The organism is Clostridium sp. AN503 (genome assembly GCF_040719375.1).
Classification (GTDB): domain Bacteria; phylum Bacillota; class Clostridia; order Lachnospirales; family Lachnospiraceae; genus Brotaphodocola.
Genome location: NZ_JBFDTP010000002.1, coordinates 1,042,273 through 1,059,280, shown reverse-complemented (window position 1 = coordinate 1,059,280; position 17,008 = coordinate 1,042,273). Strand labels below are relative to the sequence as shown.

Annotated in this window: 18 protein-coding genes; 4 read left to right on the top strand and 14 right to left on the bottom strand. The window is 51.1% G+C overall.

The genetic code is table 11. The features are described from left to right. Window positions 1-2: 2 nt before the first annotated feature. The 6 genes from AB1I67_RS12095 to AB1I67_RS12070 form a co-directional block, all read right to left on the bottom strand. On the bottom strand, window positions 3-1,301 hold the full coding sequence (locus AB1I67_RS12095) for an extracellular solute-binding protein (RefSeq protein WP_367030131.1): 1,299 nt from the start codon (window positions 1,299-1,301) through the stop codon (window positions 3-5). Between the two features lie 246 nt (window positions 1,302-1,547). Then, entirely contained in the window at window positions 1,548-2,570 is a 1,023-nt protein-coding gene (locus AB1I67_RS12090) for a LacI family DNA-binding transcriptional regulator (RefSeq protein WP_367030130.1), read from the bottom strand. A gap of 137 nt (window positions 2,571-2,707) precedes the next feature. Continuing rightward, window positions 2,708-3,451, bottom strand: a complete 744-nt coding sequence (locus tag AB1I67_RS12085; protein WP_367030129.1) for an ABC transporter permease — start codon at window positions 3,449-3,451, stop codon at window positions 2,708-2,710. After that, window positions 3,438-4,169 (bottom strand): ABC transporter ATP-binding protein, encoded by a 732-nt coding sequence (locus tag AB1I67_RS12080; protein WP_367030128.1) that lies wholly within the window; start codon window positions 4,167-4,169, stop codon window positions 3,438-3,440. Before AB1I67_RS12080 ends, AB1I67_RS12085 begins: the two co-directional genes overlap by 14 nt. Window positions 4,170-4,301: 132 nt before the next feature. Continuing rightward, window positions 4,302-5,045 (bottom strand): MerR family transcriptional regulator, encoded by a 744-nt coding sequence (locus AB1I67_RS12075; protein ID WP_367030127.1) that lies wholly within the window; start codon window positions 5,043-5,045, stop codon window positions 4,302-4,304. 51 nt (window positions 5,046-5,096) lie between these two features. Beyond that, complete coding sequence (locus AB1I67_RS12070) at window positions 5,097-5,993, bottom strand: LysR family transcriptional regulator (protein ID WP_367030126.1); 897 nt, start codon at window positions 5,991-5,993, stop codon at window positions 5,097-5,099. A gap of 127 nt (window positions 5,994-6,120) precedes the next feature. On the opposite strand from AB1I67_RS12070, the gene AB1I67_RS12065 reads away from it, so the two are divergent. Continuing rightward, entirely contained in the window at window positions 6,121-6,726 is a 606-nt protein-coding gene (locus AB1I67_RS12065; RefSeq protein ID WP_367030125.1) for a chromate transporter, read from the top strand. Then, on the top strand, window positions 6,723-7,289 hold the full coding sequence (locus AB1I67_RS12060; protein WP_367030124.1) for a chromate transporter: 567 nt from the start codon (window positions 6,723-6,725) through the stop codon (window positions 7,287-7,289). The genes AB1I67_RS12065 and AB1I67_RS12060 overlap by 4 nt, the downstream gene beginning before the upstream one ends. Before the next feature lie 343 nt (window positions 7,290-7,632). Here the strand turns inward: AB1I67_RS12060 and AB1I67_RS12055 are convergent, their stop codons facing one another. The 5 genes from AB1I67_RS12055 to AB1I67_RS12035 form a co-directional block, all read right to left on the bottom strand. Continuing rightward, window positions 7,633-8,376, bottom strand: a complete 744-nt coding sequence (locus AB1I67_RS12055; RefSeq protein WP_367030123.1) for an amino acid ABC transporter ATP-binding protein — start codon at window positions 8,374-8,376, stop codon at window positions 7,633-7,635. Then, window positions 8,376-9,167, bottom strand: coding sequence for an amino acid ABC transporter permease (locus AB1I67_RS12050; protein ID WP_367030122.1), 792 nt, complete (start codon window positions 9,165-9,167; stop codon window positions 8,376-8,378). Before AB1I67_RS12050 ends, AB1I67_RS12055 begins: the two co-directional genes overlap by 1 nt. Window positions 9,168-9,236: 69 nt before the next feature. Then, window positions 9,237-10,169: a transporter substrate-binding domain-containing protein gene (locus tag AB1I67_RS12045; protein WP_367030121.1), complete on the bottom strand. Its 933-nt coding sequence runs from the start codon at window positions 10,167-10,169 to the stop codon at window positions 9,237-9,239. A gap of 243 nt (window positions 10,170-10,412) precedes the next feature. Beyond that, window positions 10,413-11,159: a DeoR/GlpR family DNA-binding transcription regulator gene (locus AB1I67_RS12040; RefSeq protein WP_367030120.1), complete on the bottom strand. Its 747-nt coding sequence runs from the start codon at window positions 11,157-11,159 to the stop codon at window positions 10,413-10,415. Window positions 11,160-11,288: 129 nt separating this feature from the next. Further along, the gene (locus tag AB1I67_RS12035) at window positions 11,289-11,804 is read right to left on the bottom strand and encodes an ABC transporter permease subunit (protein ID WP_367030119.1); all 516 of its coding nucleotides are present in this window, start codon (window positions 11,802-11,804) and stop codon (window positions 11,289-11,291) included. A 23-nt stretch (window positions 11,805-11,827) separates the two neighbouring features. Between AB1I67_RS12035 and AB1I67_RS12030 the strand changes: the two genes are divergently transcribed. Both AB1I67_RS12030 and AB1I67_RS12025 read left to right on the top strand, forming a co-directional pair. Continuing rightward, window positions 11,828-12,874, top strand: coding sequence for a GHKL domain-containing protein (locus AB1I67_RS12030; protein WP_367030118.1), 1,047 nt, complete (start codon window positions 11,828-11,830; stop codon window positions 12,872-12,874). Window positions 12,875-12,938: 64 nt separating this feature from the next. Further along, the gene (locus tag AB1I67_RS12025) at window positions 12,939-13,337 is read left to right on the top strand and encodes a hypothetical protein (protein ID WP_367030117.1); all 399 of its coding nucleotides are present in this window, start codon (window positions 12,939-12,941) and stop codon (window positions 13,335-13,337) included. A 213-nt stretch (window positions 13,338-13,550) separates the two neighbouring features. Here AB1I67_RS12025 and AB1I67_RS12020 read toward each other — a convergent pair whose 3' ends face one another. The 3 genes from AB1I67_RS12020 to AB1I67_RS12010 form a co-directional block, all read right to left on the bottom strand. After that, on the bottom strand, window positions 13,551-14,036 hold the full coding sequence (locus tag AB1I67_RS12020) for a hypothetical protein (RefSeq protein WP_367030116.1): 486 nt from the start codon (window positions 14,034-14,036) through the stop codon (window positions 13,551-13,553). Between the two features lie 243 nt (window positions 14,037-14,279). Continuing rightward, entirely contained in the window at window positions 14,280-14,900 is a 621-nt protein-coding gene (locus tag AB1I67_RS12015; protein ID WP_367030115.1) for a helix-turn-helix domain-containing protein, read from the bottom strand. A gap of 113 nt (window positions 14,901-15,013) precedes the next feature. Then, on the bottom strand, window positions 15,014-16,858 hold the full coding sequence (locus tag AB1I67_RS12010; protein ID WP_367030114.1) for a L,D-transpeptidase family protein: 1,845 nt from the start codon (window positions 16,856-16,858) through the stop codon (window positions 15,014-15,016). Window positions 16,859-17,008 lie beyond the last annotated feature (150 nt).

Here is a 17,008-nt window from a genome sequence, read left to right as displayed (position 1 = left end):
TGTTATTTGCTTTCCCCGATTACCTTCGTTATATTCTCATCAAGCTTATCCACATTTGCCGGGATCTCATCTCCGGATTTGGAATTGAACGCATTGATCAGGCCCTTCTCATAGGCGTCCTTGATCGCATTATAGTACGAAAATTCCGCCACATAATTATCGATGGGATACATCTTTACATCCCCGTCGAAAAAGATCTTCTGGTTCTTGGTGAGCGTGCCCTGATCTACTACGCTGTTGTCGATACAGGATCCCATGGTCTCAAAGCTTTTGGTCTGAGGTTCTTTATCCAGCACATAGCTTAAATAGGTTTTGGCCGCCTCGGCGTTCTCCGCATTTTTCGGGATCGCAAACCCTCTGGTGTTCAATAAGACCAGCCCGCCCTCGGTTCCATTCATGCTCGGGAATGTGGTAACTGTGTATTCTCCCACCCCGCTGTCTTCCTTGTCCCAATTGCCGGCATTCCAGTTGCCCACACGGAACATGCCTACGCTGCCGCTCTGGATCTTGTTATACATGGCCGCAAAATCTTCACTTGGGGCATCCTTATCCCAAAATGCATGTTCCCCCGCATAAATAGATATGATCTCTGTGAAATACTCTTTATTTTTTCCAATCTGGCTCTCCGGAACGCCGTTTAACAATACGTCCTTCATGCCGGAGCCGCACATAAACAAGTTGAAGGCCTGTCCGGGGTCCGCCCCGAGATGCATGGTAAATCCCGGTATCCCTGCTTTCTGATACGCCTCTCCAAGAGCCTTAAACCGGTCCCAGTCCACCGGCATGGTGTCCTCGTTCACCTCAACTCCAGCCACATCCGTTTTTACGCCCAGTCCCGCTATGGTGCGGTTCACCGGCATAACCGTCAGAGCACCCTCCACAGAAGACAGAAGCCTGTCGCCGTCCGTCACCAGATCCTTGTTGGGATTGGCCTCCAGGACCTCGGTAAGATCCATAAAACCGTGATCCGTCTGCTGGTCGATCTCCAGGATACGGGAAGCGTCGTTAAACACCAGGTCTACTCCCCCGGTAGCCGTCGTTGCCTGAAGGACCTTGGTCATAAACGTACTGTTGTCAAATGTGACCGCATTGATCGAGTACTCAGGGTGGTCCTTCTGCATTTCCGCCTCCACCGCTTTAAAAAACGGCAGCCTGGCGTCGCCGCCCTCATACCAGATCGTTATCACTTTTTTCTCTCCGGGCGTCTGCCCTGCCTCGGGAGAGGCGGACTGGCCGCAGCCGCCAAGCATCATGGTTCCAATTAATATTGCAGACATCCACGCATATTTCTTTTTCATCATTGTTCTCTTCTCCTGTTCTTTTCTATAAATAACAGTCTTGTAAAAAATAAACAATTGATGGCGTGAACTGTCCTCCTTTCCATGTGAATTTGCCAAAATACAGATTGGCATATTTACTTCACATCCCTCAAATGCTAAAATAAGTATGGCGTACTTATATGCCTCCGCACAGCCTCCGGTCCGACCGGGGCTGTATGGAGGTTTTTTTACTGACTGTATTTATCCTGCAGCGGGTTTGTTCTTTTGTCAGCTCTCTTTCTTCGGAGCCGCGCATGTGTTTCTGATCACCAGCGTCGGTTCAACCACCTGCTTCTTCCTGATCCCCGTTTCCTCCCTGAACAGCTGGTTTAAAAGTTCCACCGCCATCTGGCCCTGCAGCCTCATCTCCTGGCGGATACTGGTGAGCGCCGGCATAAAATACTGATTCATGGTAATATCATCAAACCCCACCACCGACACATCCTCCGGAACGCGATACCCCATATCGCACAGAGTCCGGACCGCCCCCATGGCCATCAGATCGTTGGCTGCCAGGATCGCCGTGGGCTGATTGGGAAGCTCCATCAGTTCCCTCACGTTTTTGCTCCCGCCGTCGGGATGGTAATCCCCGTAAGTGACATACTCCTTCCGAAACGGGATCCCCGCTTCCTTTAAAGCCTTCTTATATCCGTTCAGCTTCTCGATGCTGGGCTTGTAATCCTCATATCCGGTGATCATCGCAATCTTCTCATGTCCCAGCTCCAAAAGATAATTAACCCCTAAAAACGCGCCTTTTTTCTTGTTGCATACGATGGAATAAATATTCTCCCCATCCAGGTGTTCATTGACCAGCACTACGGGGACCTGTCTGGCTGCCGCATGCACATGGGCATTAAAAAATTCCCCCTTGCCGCGTCCGCCTGCCAGAATGATGGCATCCACATGCTTCTCCATCAGCATCTGGATACACTGCTTTTCCTTCTCCATATCCTCATCCGAGTTGCATGTGATGATGGAATACCCGGCCTTGTCAACCTCATCCTGTATGGACCGTATGATCTCCGCATAAAACGGGTTCAAAATATCGGCTACGATCACGCCGAAGATCCTGGTGGATTTCATCACCAGGCTGCGCGCCACACTGTTCGGCACATAATGGTTCTCATCGATGACCTTCTGCACCTTTTTCCTTGTCTTTTCTGAAACCTGCCCCGTCCCATTCATCACCCGGGATACGGTTGCAATGGATACATTCGCTTTCCGGGCTATATCAACAATCGTACTGTTCATACTCTGCCTCCTGACCTTATCCGTATTTCTGTAAGCGTTTGCAGAAAACGCTTACAGAAAACGTTTACAGTTTCTAATTTGATTATATTGGCAAAGCAGACAATTGTCAATACCGATTTATACTTTTTTTGCCTCTCCTACTCCCATTTAAAAAGCTTAACCGCGATTCCGGTACATACCACTGCCGTCACCGCCATTACAAGGACGGGAATCCAGGCTTCTTCCACCGGCTGTCCCAGAGAAGCGGCCTTTAAGAGCTTGATGCCCTGGGTCAAAGGCAGGATATCCGCCACCCGCTGCAAGGCTTCCGGCATGATCTCATAAGGAAGGGTCGCTCCGGAAAAGATCAGCATCGGGAAATACAGAAGGCTCGCAGCCACTCCCGCTATTTTGGTATTGGGCGCAATGCCGCCCACCATCATGCCGATGCTGAACATGGAAACGATCACCAGAAGATACCCCCAGAGAAATCCCACGGCACTCCCGCGGAACTGATAATGAAAAAACAGCGTTCCCGTCAGGTATAAAAGCGCCAGGGAAGCCACCGCATACAGGGTATATATGGTCACCTGCACCACTAAGATCTTAGATGGGCTGACGGGCGTGACCCGGTAACGTTTCAGGATGCCTTTCTGGCGGTAATCGGATACCACTAACGGCAGTCCCATCACCCCTCCCGCACAGATAGAGATCGTAGCAAGCGCTCCGAAGGACTGCTCCAGGAACGTGTGATCTGCCCCCGGAAAAGCCGGCTTGTTCCCAAAGATGATCCCCAGGATCACCAGCGCCACCACCGGCAGACAGATTGCAAAGATCAGCATATCCATCCCCCGCAGAGACAATTTCAGTTCAGTTTTCAGCATAGTCTTAAATGATTTCATGATCGTCCTCCTCCTCTGTGAACCAGAGATACGCGTCCTCCAGTTTGTCATATGGGCTTTCCTTCACCGCATCTGCAACCGTTCCGTAGAAGACGGTTTTTCCCTTTTTCAAAATGCAGATGCAGTCACACAACACTTCCACTTCATCCATAAAATGAGACGTCAGGAATATGGTCACTCCTTTTTCCTTCAGTTTCTGCAATATCCCCCACACCTCTCTCCGCGCCCTGGCGTCAAGCCCTGTGGTCAGTTCGTCCAGAAACACCACCTCCGGGTCCGGTATCAGCGCCAGCACGATGAACAGACGCTGCCGCTGCCCGCCGGATAACTCTTTCACCGCACCCTTTCTTTTTTCTGAAAGCCCAAACGCAGCCAGCAGGCCGGACCAGTCCGCAGGCTCCCGGTACAGCGACGCCGTGACCTGGCAAAGCTCCTCCACCGTGATGGTCTCCTGGTAACTGGTTTCCTGAAACTGCACTCCAACCTTCTCAAACAGCCGTTTCCGGTCTTTTACCGGATCCATTCCAAGGACTTTTATGATCCCTCCGTCCGCCCTCCTGGTCCCCAGCATACACTCGATCGTGGTGCTCTTTCCGGCGCCGTTGGCTCCCAAAAGCCCAAAGGCCGTACCCCGCCCCACCGACAGGCTGAGTCTGTCCACCGCTTTTAAGCTTCCGTAGGATTTTTCCAGCTGTTCCACTTTTATTACATCCTGCATATCATTTCCTCCTCATTTTATCAGAGCCCGGTAACCGGGACTCCCTATTTGTGCGGCTGACAGGAATGCCGCATAAAAAAGAATACCACCAGGATAAACTCTGGTGGTAAAATGGAGGGTTGATGAACGCAGTCATGAAAATTCCTGTTTCATATTATTAAGTTTTCCAAGCAATGCTTCGGCATTTTCCTCTGCCCCTGACAAAGACGTGATCAGCCTGTCACAGACGGCGATAATGTCTTCATCCTGCTTCGGCGTATCAAGCGCCTCCCGGATATCCGCGTCCGGGTCCTCGCAGAGGCGGGAAAGCATACGCAGAATCGCCTCAAGCGAGTAGTTTGCACAGCGCAGAGAACGGATGATCTTTAACCGCCTGATATCGTCATCTGTGTAAACCCGGTAGCCATTCTGTTTCCGCTTTACCGTCAAAAGGCCATTCATTTCCCAGTTCCGCAGCGTATCCATGGATATCCCAAGATACTCCGAAACCTCTTTCCGCTTCAGGAAATGCTCATTCCCCCCGGCTTCCCCGTGCAGGATCTCTTCTGCCAGCCGGATCGCCTCCTCCGCATTGGCCCGCTCCTGCCTGACCTGCGCCAGATATTCTCCAGTCAGCAGGATCGCCCCGTCAAAATCCCCTGCAGCAGACCGCTTGACCATCTGCACGATCTTTTTACGCAGTCCATTTTGCAGCACCTCGATCTGAAAAGCAAGCCGTGCGAGCCGGATCTGTTCTACATGATAGTCTGTAAATACCCGGTAGCCATTGGGCTTTCGCTTCACCTTCGGAATCAGATTCAGCTCCTCATAGAGCCTTACGGTGTTGGGGTGGATGCCTGTGATCGCTGCGATCTCTGAAGTCCTGTAAGTTTTCATTCGCTTTTGCCTCCTTTGTGCCGGATTATATCACAGGACAAAAGCCTGGTGTCATAGTGGAAGGTTGTCATCCGGCTCCGCCACATTGCTTATAACATCCAGGACAGTCTGCAGCGGGCGGGTGATATATTTATCCTGGTGCAGTACTGCCAGCATGTTGTTTCTCATATCCACGCCCTCCAGATATACGGGCCTGAGCCTCCCCTGGGTTATGGGCTCCGCCAGGAGCAGATCCGGCAGCACCGTGATACCAAGCCCTGCCTCCGCCGCCTTGATAAGCGCCATGGAATTCACGCTTTCCCAGATGGGATAAGCTTTGAGATTCTCCAGTGACAGCATTCCGTCAAAGGTATCCCGGATAGCGCTGCCCTGTTCCCGCAAAAGCAGCGGATATGCACACAGTTCGCGGGGCGCCAGGGTCTTCTTTTCCACAGGAAAGGACGGCGCACAGGCCGCACATAGCCCATAACTTCCCAACAAAACCGTGCGAAACGCCCCCTGAGGTTCTGCACCTTCCCAGAATGCAATATCCGCCTCACCGCCCTGCAGGATATCCATAGAACAGGCCGCGCTCACCACGCGGACATTGACCGGAAGCTCCGGCATCTGTTCTTTTAAAACGCCCAATATCCTGGGAAGAAGAAATGCCGCTATGGTAATACTGGATACAATATTCACCGGCGTATGTTCTTCCAGATGCCCGATCCGTCTGTCCAGGCTCCGGCAGGCAGCCAGAATTCCCCGGGATTCCTCCAAAAGCGCTGCGCCGCAGCCAGTCAGACATACGCCGCGGGGCAGCCGGTCAAACAGCGCTGTCCCCGTCTGTGCCTCAAGCTCTGCAATCGCATGGGACACTGCCGACTGGGTCAGATGCAGTTTCTTTGCCGCGCCCGTAAACGTCCCGGTCTCTTCTATCGCTTCTAAAATCTCCAGATATCGCAGATTCATACACATACGCTCCTTCTCACCAGGCTGCTTTCTGTCCAAACGCAGCCGTACCATCAGACATGAATAAAACTAATCAGTTACATAGAATTATATCATTTTACAGATTGGTCATCAAGAGATATAATGAATGAAGACTTTGAGAAACGATAGAGAAGAAAGGATTTCCATCTTGAAAAACACCAAAAAACCTTATGCCTGGCTTTTAGCCGTCAACCTGTTCATCAGCACCTTTACCTTCGGCGGTGGTTATGTGGTCGTGCCCATGATCCGCCGCTATTTTGTGGAACAAAAAAAGTATTTTACAGAAGAAGACCTGGCAGGGATGGCAGCCGTGGCCCAGTCAACTCCAGGCGCCATTGCCATCAATCTGTCGGCCCTGTCCGGCTACCGTGTGGCAGGCACGCCAGGGGCAGTCTTAAGCTGCACCGCAGCCGTCATTCCCCCGCTTGTGATCCTCGGACTTGTGTCCGCATTCTATACCGCCTTCATGTCCAATGTGGTTGTATCAGCGATACTGAAAGGAATGCAGGCCGGCGTAGCGGCCCTGATCGTGGATCTCATCATCGACATGTGCGCCATGATCCTAAAAGAGCGTTCCCTGTTTTTATCAGCCCTGATACCGGCCGCATTTCTCGCTAACTTTGTACTGGGGATCAATGTGGCGCTGATCCTGCTGACCTGCTGCGCCCTGTGCGCAATGCGCGTATTCCAGGAAAGGAAGAAAATAAAATGACGATCATATGGAACCTGCTATATACATTTATAAAGATCGGCCTGTTCAGCATAGGCGGCGGCTACGCCATCATCCCGCTGATCAAAGAACAGGTGGTAGATCAGGCCGGGTGGATCAGTGAAACCATGTTTACAGACATCATCACCATATCCCAGATGACCCCCGGCCCTCTGGCCGTCAACACATCCACCTTTGTAGGCCTCCAGATCGGCGGGATCGGGGGCGCAATCGCCGCCACCCTCGGCTGTGTCCTGTGCGGTGTGATCCTGTCCCTGCTCCTGTACTGTTTTTTCCAGAAGCACAGACAGTCCACCTATATATTCGAGATCCTAAACGGCCTAAAATCCGCCTCCCTGGGCCTGATCATCTCCGCCGCAGCCACTATCCTCCTGCTGGCCTTTTTCGGCACCAGCACCCTTCAGGCCGCGCCCCATCTAAACCTGCCCGCCCTGGTTATATTCATCATTATGCTCCGTCTGCTGCGCAAACACAAAACCAACCCCATCGCCATCATGACTATCAGCGGCATAGCCGGCCTACTCGTCTACCTGCCGCCCGCGTAGTTTTCCATCCGACTCAGCAATCCATCTGCTGCAAGCTCTATTGCTTTTCTCCCCCGCGCCCGCGTAAGTTTCCGCATTTTGCGGCGGCGGCTGCCCACCGGCTGAGCCGCAGGTTTTTGTGACTTTGCAGACCATTAGAGTATGTTAATGCCCGGGATTTTCTGTTCTGACAGGGGAAGGGGTTGTCTGAGCGCAAGCGAGTTGCCCCTTCCCCTGTCAGGCTTTTAAGAAAACCCCGGGCATTTACATACTCTTATGGTCGAAACCGGAACAAAAACCTGCTGCTCAGTCGGTGGGCTGCCGCCGCCGCAAAATGCGGAAACTCCCCCCGCCGAGCGCCATCTTACCCCTGCCGGAACCGGCTCAAAAACTCCTGCGTCTTAGCCTTCTTAGGATTCCCGAAGATCTCCTCCGGTCTCCCCGCCTCCTCGATCACGCCGTCCGCCATGAACACCACATGGTTTGACACATCGCGGGCAAAGGCCATCTCATGGGTCACAATGATCATCGTGATCCCTTCCTTTGCCAAAGTCCTCATAACCGCCAGCACCTCGCCCACCATCTGGGGGTCCAGGGCCGAGGTCGGCTCATCGAACAGAAGCACCTCCGGCTCCATAGCCAGGGCGCGGGCGATCGCCACACGCTGCTTCTGTCCGCCGGATATCTGCTTCGGCTTCGCGTTGATATAAGGCGCCATGCCAACCTTTTCCAAATATTTCATGGCATTTTTATGTGCTTCTTCTTTTGACTTTTTCAGGACCTTTGTCTGCCCGATCATGCAGTTTTCCAGGACTGTCATATTGTTGAACAGGTTAAAGCTCTGGAACACCATCCCTACCTTGGACCGGTATGCGGGGACATCCACTCCCGCTCCCGTAATATCATTCTCATGGTAAAGGATCTCTCCCGTAGTCGGGGTCTCCAGCATGTTGATGCAGCGAAGCAGCGTGGATTTGCCGGAACCGGAAGCCCCGATGATACAGGTCACATCCCCGGTATCCACATTGAAATCAATGTCACGCAGTACTACATGCTTTCCGAAGGATTTGCTCAAGTGGCGGATTTCCAGTACATGTTGATTGGCCATCAGTCTTCCTCCTTCTTCTTTTCCTTGTAACGGTGCATACCGCTGGTGTAGGCCAGCGTGTCTGTCGTCGCCAGGTCATAATTGTCCGAACCATCCATCCGGTTCTCTACCCAGCGCAGGAGGCGGGAACAGGCGAAGGTCATGATAAAATACATGATCATGGTGATGGTATAGGTCTCAAAATTCAGATACAGGGCGCCTGCCGCCGCTTTCGTCTTGTAAAGCAGCTCTGCAACACCGATCACGGAAAGCACGCAGCTGTCCTTGATATTGATGATCAGGTTATTGCCGATCTGCGGCATCAGATTGCGCAGCGCCTGGGGCAGGATCACAAACAGCATGGTCTGCACATGGGTCATACCGATGGCCTTGGCCCCCTCCGTCTGTCCCGGATCAATGGAAAGGATACCGCCGCGGACCGTCTCAGCCATGTAAGCGCCTGTATTGATAGACAGGATAAAGTAAGCTGCCTGCCATATGGTCAGGTTTAAACTCATCAGTGGAAGCAGGCCATAATAGATAAACATCGCCTGCGCCATCATCGGGGTGCCGCGGAAAAATTCCACATAGGCATTCAAGACCAGCTTGACCACCCATAAGATTCCCTTTTTTACCGGGTTGTCCTTCTGTTCTACCGGGATCGTCTGCACGATACCCACTGCGAAACCGATGATGCAGCCCACAACCGTACCCACGATCGCGATCTTTAAGCTGGATCCCGCGCCCTGCAGCATGGACATTCCATACCGCTCAAATACAACCATGACACGGCCGAAAAAGTCTGTTGGCATATCCTTCTCTCCTTCTTATCTCAACATTTTCGTAACTGTGAGGGTACTGAACAGTTACACATTTTCCCTTTAGTTTGCCAGCGGCTGAACCGAGATCGCTTCATCCATCATGGCAGAATAGTCTTCCTTTGTCATCTTGGACAGCACGCTGTCGATGGCGGTCTTTAATTCTGTATTGCCCTTCTTCATGGAGATACCGATGTTGATATCTTCATCGCTCACCTGGAAATCAGCGTCTCCGCCGCCAAACTCGATCATCTTAAAATCCGGATAAGCAACCAGAGCGCCCTTTCCGGTAGGCTGGTCAGTCACCACAATATCGCACTTGCCTGCGTTTAAGGACATCAGCATATCCGGTGCGTTAGCTGTAGCAGACAGGATGTTGGCATCCGGGATCTGCGGAAGGCATCTGTCATACCAGATCGTGCTCTGCTGGGAGGTAGCCGTAGCGCCTGCCAGATCCGTAACACTGGCAGCATTCTCGTATTTGCCGCCCTTCTTTACCAGGGTCACAATGGTAGCATAATAATACGGCTCTGAGAAATCCACTGCCTGCAGACGCTCTGAGGTGATAGACTGTCCCGCGATCACGCAGTCCGCCTGTCCGCTCTGCAGAGCCGGAATCAGGGAATCCCAGTCAAGACGGACGATCTGGAGCTCGTAGCCCAGCTCCTCACAGATCTTCTTCGCCATCATAACATCATAGCCGTAAGCGAATTCATTGCTGTCAGCGATCGGCACCGCGCCGTTCTTATCATCCGGCTGTGTCCAGTTGTATGGCGCATAGGCGCACTCCATAGCAACCTTCAAAACCTTTTTCTCTCCAGATGCTTCGGTAGCTCCTGCCCCTTCGCTTCCGGCCGCTTCATTGCCGGCTGCCGCTGTTTCTGATTTCTGCGCCGCTGTGGTGGACTCGGCGCTGCCGCCGCCGCAAGCGGTCATGGATACAGCCATCAGTGCCGCGATCCCTGCTGCCATTACTCTCTTCATGTTCTTTTTCATAATTGTTTTCCTCCTGTAGTGCCTGTTTATATTGCTCCCGGGCATATCGGAAAACTGCTTCCGATACATCCCCCTGTGGACAGTATAAACAGACAAAGAAGCCCCTGTCAAGGTTAAAGGCTTCTTTGTCTTACAAATACGTCCATTATACAGCTTTTTATATCATACAACCCATGTTTTATTTTGTCAATTGCAACCTGGCCGCCTTTCTGTGAAAAATCCTGCCTTTTCATGGAAACTGTATTATACCTGGTAAACCTGCACACCTTTTTCCCGTATCATCTCAAGCGCATCTTCAGGTGCTTTCTCATCCGTGATCAGATAATTGATCTTCTCAATGGGGCAGCTGATAAAACTGCTGTTGCTTCCGATCTTTGTGTGATCTGCCAACAGATATACATCTTGTGTCGCATGGTTGATCATCAGTTCATTGATGCTGACTTCGTTGAATATCTCCGTTGTCATACCGGTCTGTGCGCTGATCCCGGAACAGCCCACAAATGCTTTCTTCGCATAAATAGTCTGTAGATTGCGCAGTGCAAAATCTCCTACCATGGCATCCTTTGGATGGCGCAGCTCGCCGCCGGAAAGGATCACGCTGACCTCCGGGGAGTGCTCACTGTATATGGCTTTTCCGTTATTGGTGATCACCGTTACATTCTCACACTGAATGTATTCCAGCATCTGCAGTGCATTGCGGCTGGTGTTGATAAACAGGGAATCCCCGTCTTCCACCAGGGAAGCCGCAAACATGGCGATACGTCTGCGGCACATCTGCACCTCGTCCTCCGTTTGCTCTGCCAATACAGCGCCTCCATGGGTCCTGGTCAGAAGCTTTTTGTTCTCCATCTCCTGCAAGTCTCTCCGGATAGTCATAAGCGACACCCCGAACAGCCGGGCCAGATATTCCACCCTGACGGTGGGGTTTTTCTTCACAATCTCTACGATCTGCATTCTCCGGTTCTCAACATAAGCTTTTTCTTTCTTCATTCCAACACCTCATCTTCTTAGGGCTTTGTTCCATTATATAACTTTTGTTCGCTTATGTCATTGCTTTATGATCAGACGTGCATGGGCTGCATTCAGAAAGCGCCATAAAACGGCGCCTTCCGGGTATTTCTATAAGGTAAGCTCATCCGTTTTGGACAGCTTGAAAAACAGGAGCAGAGAGGCTACCGTGAACAATGTCAAAATAGATGCGGAAGCCGCAGCCGCACCGTAGGTTCCTCTGGAGACAAAGATGTACGTTGACAGCGTCAGTGTCGTAGTCTTTGAGCTGTACAGGATGATCGATGATGACAGCTCTGTCAGTATGGTGATCCAGCTAATGACAGCTCCTGATATGATACCATTCGCCATCATAGGGATGGTAATCTCCACAAATGTTTTTATTCTGGAAGAGCCCAGGCTTTCCGCCGCCTCTTCCACCGTAATAGGGATCTGCTGGAGCGCCGCAACGCTGCTTCGTATGGTATAGGGCATCCGGCGTATACTGATCGCTATCACCATGATCGCTACGGTTCCGGTCAACACGATCCTTCCGGTACTGAACGCCATCACCATGGAGATACCTACGACCGATCCCGGCACAATATAAGGGATCATGGTCAGTGTGTCAATGATGTTATTCAACAAACTTAGGGGCTACGATCACTAAATTGGTCGCATATCTGGCAAGCGGTACAAGCGCATCTATAACGTTTTTAATTGCCCCGCTCTGGATTCAAGCAAAATCCGACTGGGCGGCGCTGGGCATAGTACAGTCTTTTTTTACTTTCATTATGATAGCAACTATCTATCAGATCATCCTTAAAAAGTTTTTATGGCGCGGCGGCCTGCCCAGTCAATATTTGGCAGTTTTTTTCCTCCCCGTTTCTCTGGTCGTGATCGTAGAACAATATATCCTTAATCAGGTCTATGGTATGACGATTGTCATTGAAGGTGAAAAAATCACAAAGCCAATCGCAGATAACTGGCAGATATTGATGATACAATTATTCGCATATTTGGGTTTATTTAGCATCCTGTATGCCTGTCAAAAATTATCAGAAGATTTTTCAAATCGTATGCGCTGTCAATTATTGGAACAAGAGATTGCATCACAGCGGGTTTATGTAGAAGAATCAAACTTACGCTATCTGCAAACCCAATCCTTCCGGCATGATGTGAAGCAGCATTTTCTGGTCTTAAACGGATTGTTGGAGCAGGGCGAAGTACAAATGGCAAAGGATTATTTAGATAAACTCGAAAGGATACCGGAACAGCTTTCTTACCCATGTAAAACAGGAAATACGGTAGTAGATACCCTGCTGAGCAGTAAACTAAGCATAGCGGGCCAATATGGAATTCGCGTCGAATGTACGGTGAAAATACCATCATCCTGCAATCTGGATGATCTGGACCTGTGTGTTCTCTTTTCAAATGCTGTGGACAATGCGGTTTATGCCTGCCGGCAACAAGAAGGATCAGACAGCTTCATCTATATCTCCGGAAAACAGAAGGGAGACTTTTTTATGCTTGAGATCGAAAATAGCTGTCCTTGTGGAAGTGTGTATAAAAAAGGAACCGGATTATCCAATATAGAAGCTGTTGCTGAGAAATATAACGGCGCTGTAACAACACAACTACAGGAGGGCTGTTTCATCCTGAATGTTTTACTTGTCATCTCGCGAAGTTTTGGCGACATCTCATGCAGCCCTCATTGATATATTTTATCAATTGGTTAAAATAGAAATGGAAAACGCTGCAATGCACGAGGAGGATAAGAACATGACCATTAGCCCAGTTACACATCCATCAGTATCCGGAGGTTCCCTGTCAAAACGACCGGCTGCAACTACCGGTAACACTCAGGAATTGAAACAAAATAAAGCAAGATTTGACACCTGCGAGATCAGCGATGAAAAATTGTCTGCATCAGAATCCGGGATATATCATCCTTCAGAAAATGAACCTGAGATAACCCAATGCACAACGAATACGGATCAGGTAGACGCTGAAATAAAGAAATTGAGAGAAGAAAAACGGCAAATTATCCAACAGCTTAAGAAAGCTGATGAAAACGCAGACAAACAGGCTGATCTGGAAAGACGCCTGGCACAGTTAGATGCCGAGCTTCAAGCAAAGGATAATGATGCTTATAGAAAACAGCACGCAAATATCATATAGTGAGAAAAAATCAAAGCAGGATGCGATATCCCTTCTCGCCAAAATGCCGAGAGACGGAGACACGGAAGCCCCCGGCAGAAACAGCGCCACTATAGCCAGAGCAAGTCAATGGCGGCATCCGTCAGATAACCCAGATAGCTTTCCAGCGGCAAATACGATCACCAGCGCGGCCAGCACGGCTCCAATTTGTCCCCATGGCATGAAAGCACCCCCTTATTTTTTCTGGAACTGCTTCAAGAAGAAATCGGTGAACGCCTTTACCTCCTCGTCTTGGGAAACATAGACATACAGTTTCTCGTCCTCCAGCCATTCACATACACCGATCCCGATATAGCTCTTCCCGTCAGGGTAAATAATAAATTCATCTGTGGGGAACTTGTTCTGATACGCCTTCAAAATGTCGCTCCTCCGGTAGAAAGCGGCATCGCCGCAGCCCGACAGATCGGGAACAGTCGGAATTACAACAATGGTCTGGCTGGCCTCGTTCCAGCCTACGATCAGATTGCCGATCTTGGTTTTGCTGCCGTGGACGATACCGTAATTGAAACGGCTAACATCTTCCGTGTAGCCAAAAAGTACTTTGTAGTCGTCGCCGTTTTCTACCACTTGATTGAACAGAACACGCATTTTTTTACGGTTGGCATCACTTTTTGCCATATCTACCTGAGGCCCCTTAAACAGATTTCCAAACAGTCCCATCCTAAAAATCCTCCCATGATAATATTTTAAAATGATTTTATGCCTTTGGATCAAAGACACAAACATACTTCACACTAATACCCGCTAACTGCTCTGCCGCTTGTGGCCAGTGTGACCGCAAGTATCTTAATTACTTTTATAATTTCGATAGTATTTAATTGAATTATACCTGAACACTTGAAAAAAAGCAAGTCCCCGTGCATAGAAAAACGGCGCACCGTTTGGACGATGCGCCGCGTGCTGTTATTTGTCTGTGTCGGCCAAAGAGGCCAGATACCGGGAAAGGGCGGTTGCCTGGGCCTGGGCCGTCCGCTCCAATTCCTCCGGGAAAAAGAACGGGAGAGACCGGGCCGCCGAGTTGTAAATCAGGATGACGGAGAGGATCAGATTGCCCAACTCCTTAGGGGTGCATTTTTCCTGAGGGATCTGCCAGAGAGCCAGCACCTGTTCATAAAACCGCGCCTGCCCCTGCTGGTAAGTTTCAAACTCCTCTGGGTTTAAATGCTTATATACCCACATTTCCTCCTCTTGGGTCATCACAAAAAAATGGTGCTGGCGGCTATGTGTGACCATATCCAAAAAATGATGAATCATTTCTTCCAAGCTCATATCCTGGTTTTCCGCGCTTTGCTGTACTTCCCGGAGCAAAAGCGTGATCTCGTAGTTGATGATGTGGATCACCAGCTCGGCCAGGGAGGTATAATAGTTCCCGTAAAAGAACGGCTTGGAGATGCCGACAGCTTGGAGGATGTCCTGGAGGGTGGTGCCTTTCAGTCCCCGCTGGGACAGCATTTCCAGCCCCACCTCCAGCAAATCCCGCCTCACCTGCTCCCGTTCTTCCTTGGAATAGCCCTTTTTTGACATGGCCTCACCGCCTTTTTGTTGAGATACCAACAGTTTACCACAGCGGCAGGGAAATGTCATGCGCTCTTTTGGAGAGCGCTGGGTTCACCGGCAAAGCTTGTCAGTTTCATCATCTACATCCCCGGCCCACTGACTACGCCGGAATCTTGTTCCGCCGCAGTCCCTCCCGGCCCGTCTGACATATCGTGGGGCGCGGTGGTCCCTGCCGGTCCCGGGGTCTCTTGTACCTGAGGCTGTGTCTGCGTATCAGGAACCGGGCTTGTGGACGGCCCATGTTCTGAAACAGAAGGCGAAGTCTCCGTACCTGGTCCTCCTCCTTCCACAGAAGGCTGCGTCTCTGCCTGGGTCGTCTCTGCCGGAAGCGTCTCCTCCGGTGCCGAAGTCTCTGTCTGAGGCGCAGTAGTCTCTGCTGCAGTGGTCTCTACCGGTGCAGTAGTCTCCGCTGGTGCAGTGGTCTCTGCCGGCGCTGCCGTAGAACTGCCCTTTGCGGTCCCTTCCAGATGGTAACACAAAACCGGCATTCCGGATGTAATACTCTCATAGATGGTTTTCGCTACAGACGGCGGCAGATTGATACAGCCATGGGAACCATTCGTCTTGTATATGTTTCCGCCGAAGCTTCCACGCCAGCCTGCGTCATGCATGCCGATGCCTCCATTGAACGGCATCCAGTAGGAAACCGGGGTTGCGTAGCCTTCCCCCTTCAGGGTAGCATTCCGCTGCTTGTAGGTCAGGGGATAAGCTCCTGCGGGAGTGCTCCAGCCCCTGGACTCGTTGCCCGATACGAAGTCGGACTCCGTGACCAGCTGTCCGTTCCTGTAATAATACAAATGCTGGGCCGTCAGGTTGATCTCCACATAAGTATCTCCATAATCATTCCCGTCGTGGCTGGCGGCTGTCTGGGAATAGACAGGCTCCCGCTCCTGGCTCTCGCCGGAACGGAGGATCTGGGTAAGCGCCGCAGTCTCCGCACTCTGGTTGATGCGCCACCCATAATTCCCTCCTGTGATGGTCACCGTATCTCCATAAGAAGTTTTCAGCTGCTTAGGCTTATAGGCCGTATTATAGGTCTTGGCAAGACCGGCAACATATTCCGCGATCTTCTCCTCATCAAGAAGCGCCCCGCCCTGCCCGTCATCTGTCAGCCACAAGTGGATGGTATCCCCATCCAGCACCTCACTGCGGCTGCCAAACCTGTAGGTAACAGTGGTATGGACATAACGGTTCCAGCTCTCCGCCCTCGCCTGCAGTTGAGGATTTTCAGACGTGATCTGCGGTTTTTCATATACATCATGCTCCTCCAGATTGACCTGCTCCTTAAGGCCCAGGATAGCGTCTGATACTGCCTGCAGTACCTTCTGGGCATCTGCCGTGCTCCCCTGGTCCTCCGGCACGATCTGGTATCCGGTTCCTTCTATGTATTCTGATATGTATGCATCTTGAGGCTCTGCCATCCGGTCTTCAGTAAAACACTCCAGACTGTCCACTTCCGCCGCCAGCTTGTCCTTATCATAAGCCATCATGGCTTCGATCCAGTAGCTGTCAGCCTCGCTGTAACGCAGCCCCCACTCAAGCGGCTGCTGCTCTGCCACGATCCGCTCCAGTGTCCCGTCAAACTCTGCATGCAGCCCAATCTCTTCACCGGTTATCTGCTCTTTTAAACCGCCCCGCTCTAAAAGCGTCAGCGTATAACCGTCTATGCCGGAAGCGATCAGCTCCTTCACCTGCTCTACCGTAAGCCCGGAAACATCCATATCATTGATCAGGGTATTGGGGAAAAATACGGTTTTGTATTTCTGCCCCAGCCCTGCATAGATGCCGCCTGATGCCGCCAGCACTACCAGTACCACTGCGCCTGCGATCAGAGCCGTCCGCTTTCTTCCGGCTGGGAGCCTGCGGCTTCTTCTGGTGGTTTCAGTCACATCCGCCGATTCCTTCTTTTTGTTGAGTTCTGTCATATATTAAAATCTTCCTCCGGATCACATTCTATTGTACCTCGCTAAGTGTTCATAGTATACCATGGTCACTAAACTCGTCCATCGCCTGCGGCTCGCTCTCGTTAAGTGTCCAGGCATGCATTCTCACTAAGCTCGCAAATCCTCGCTAAG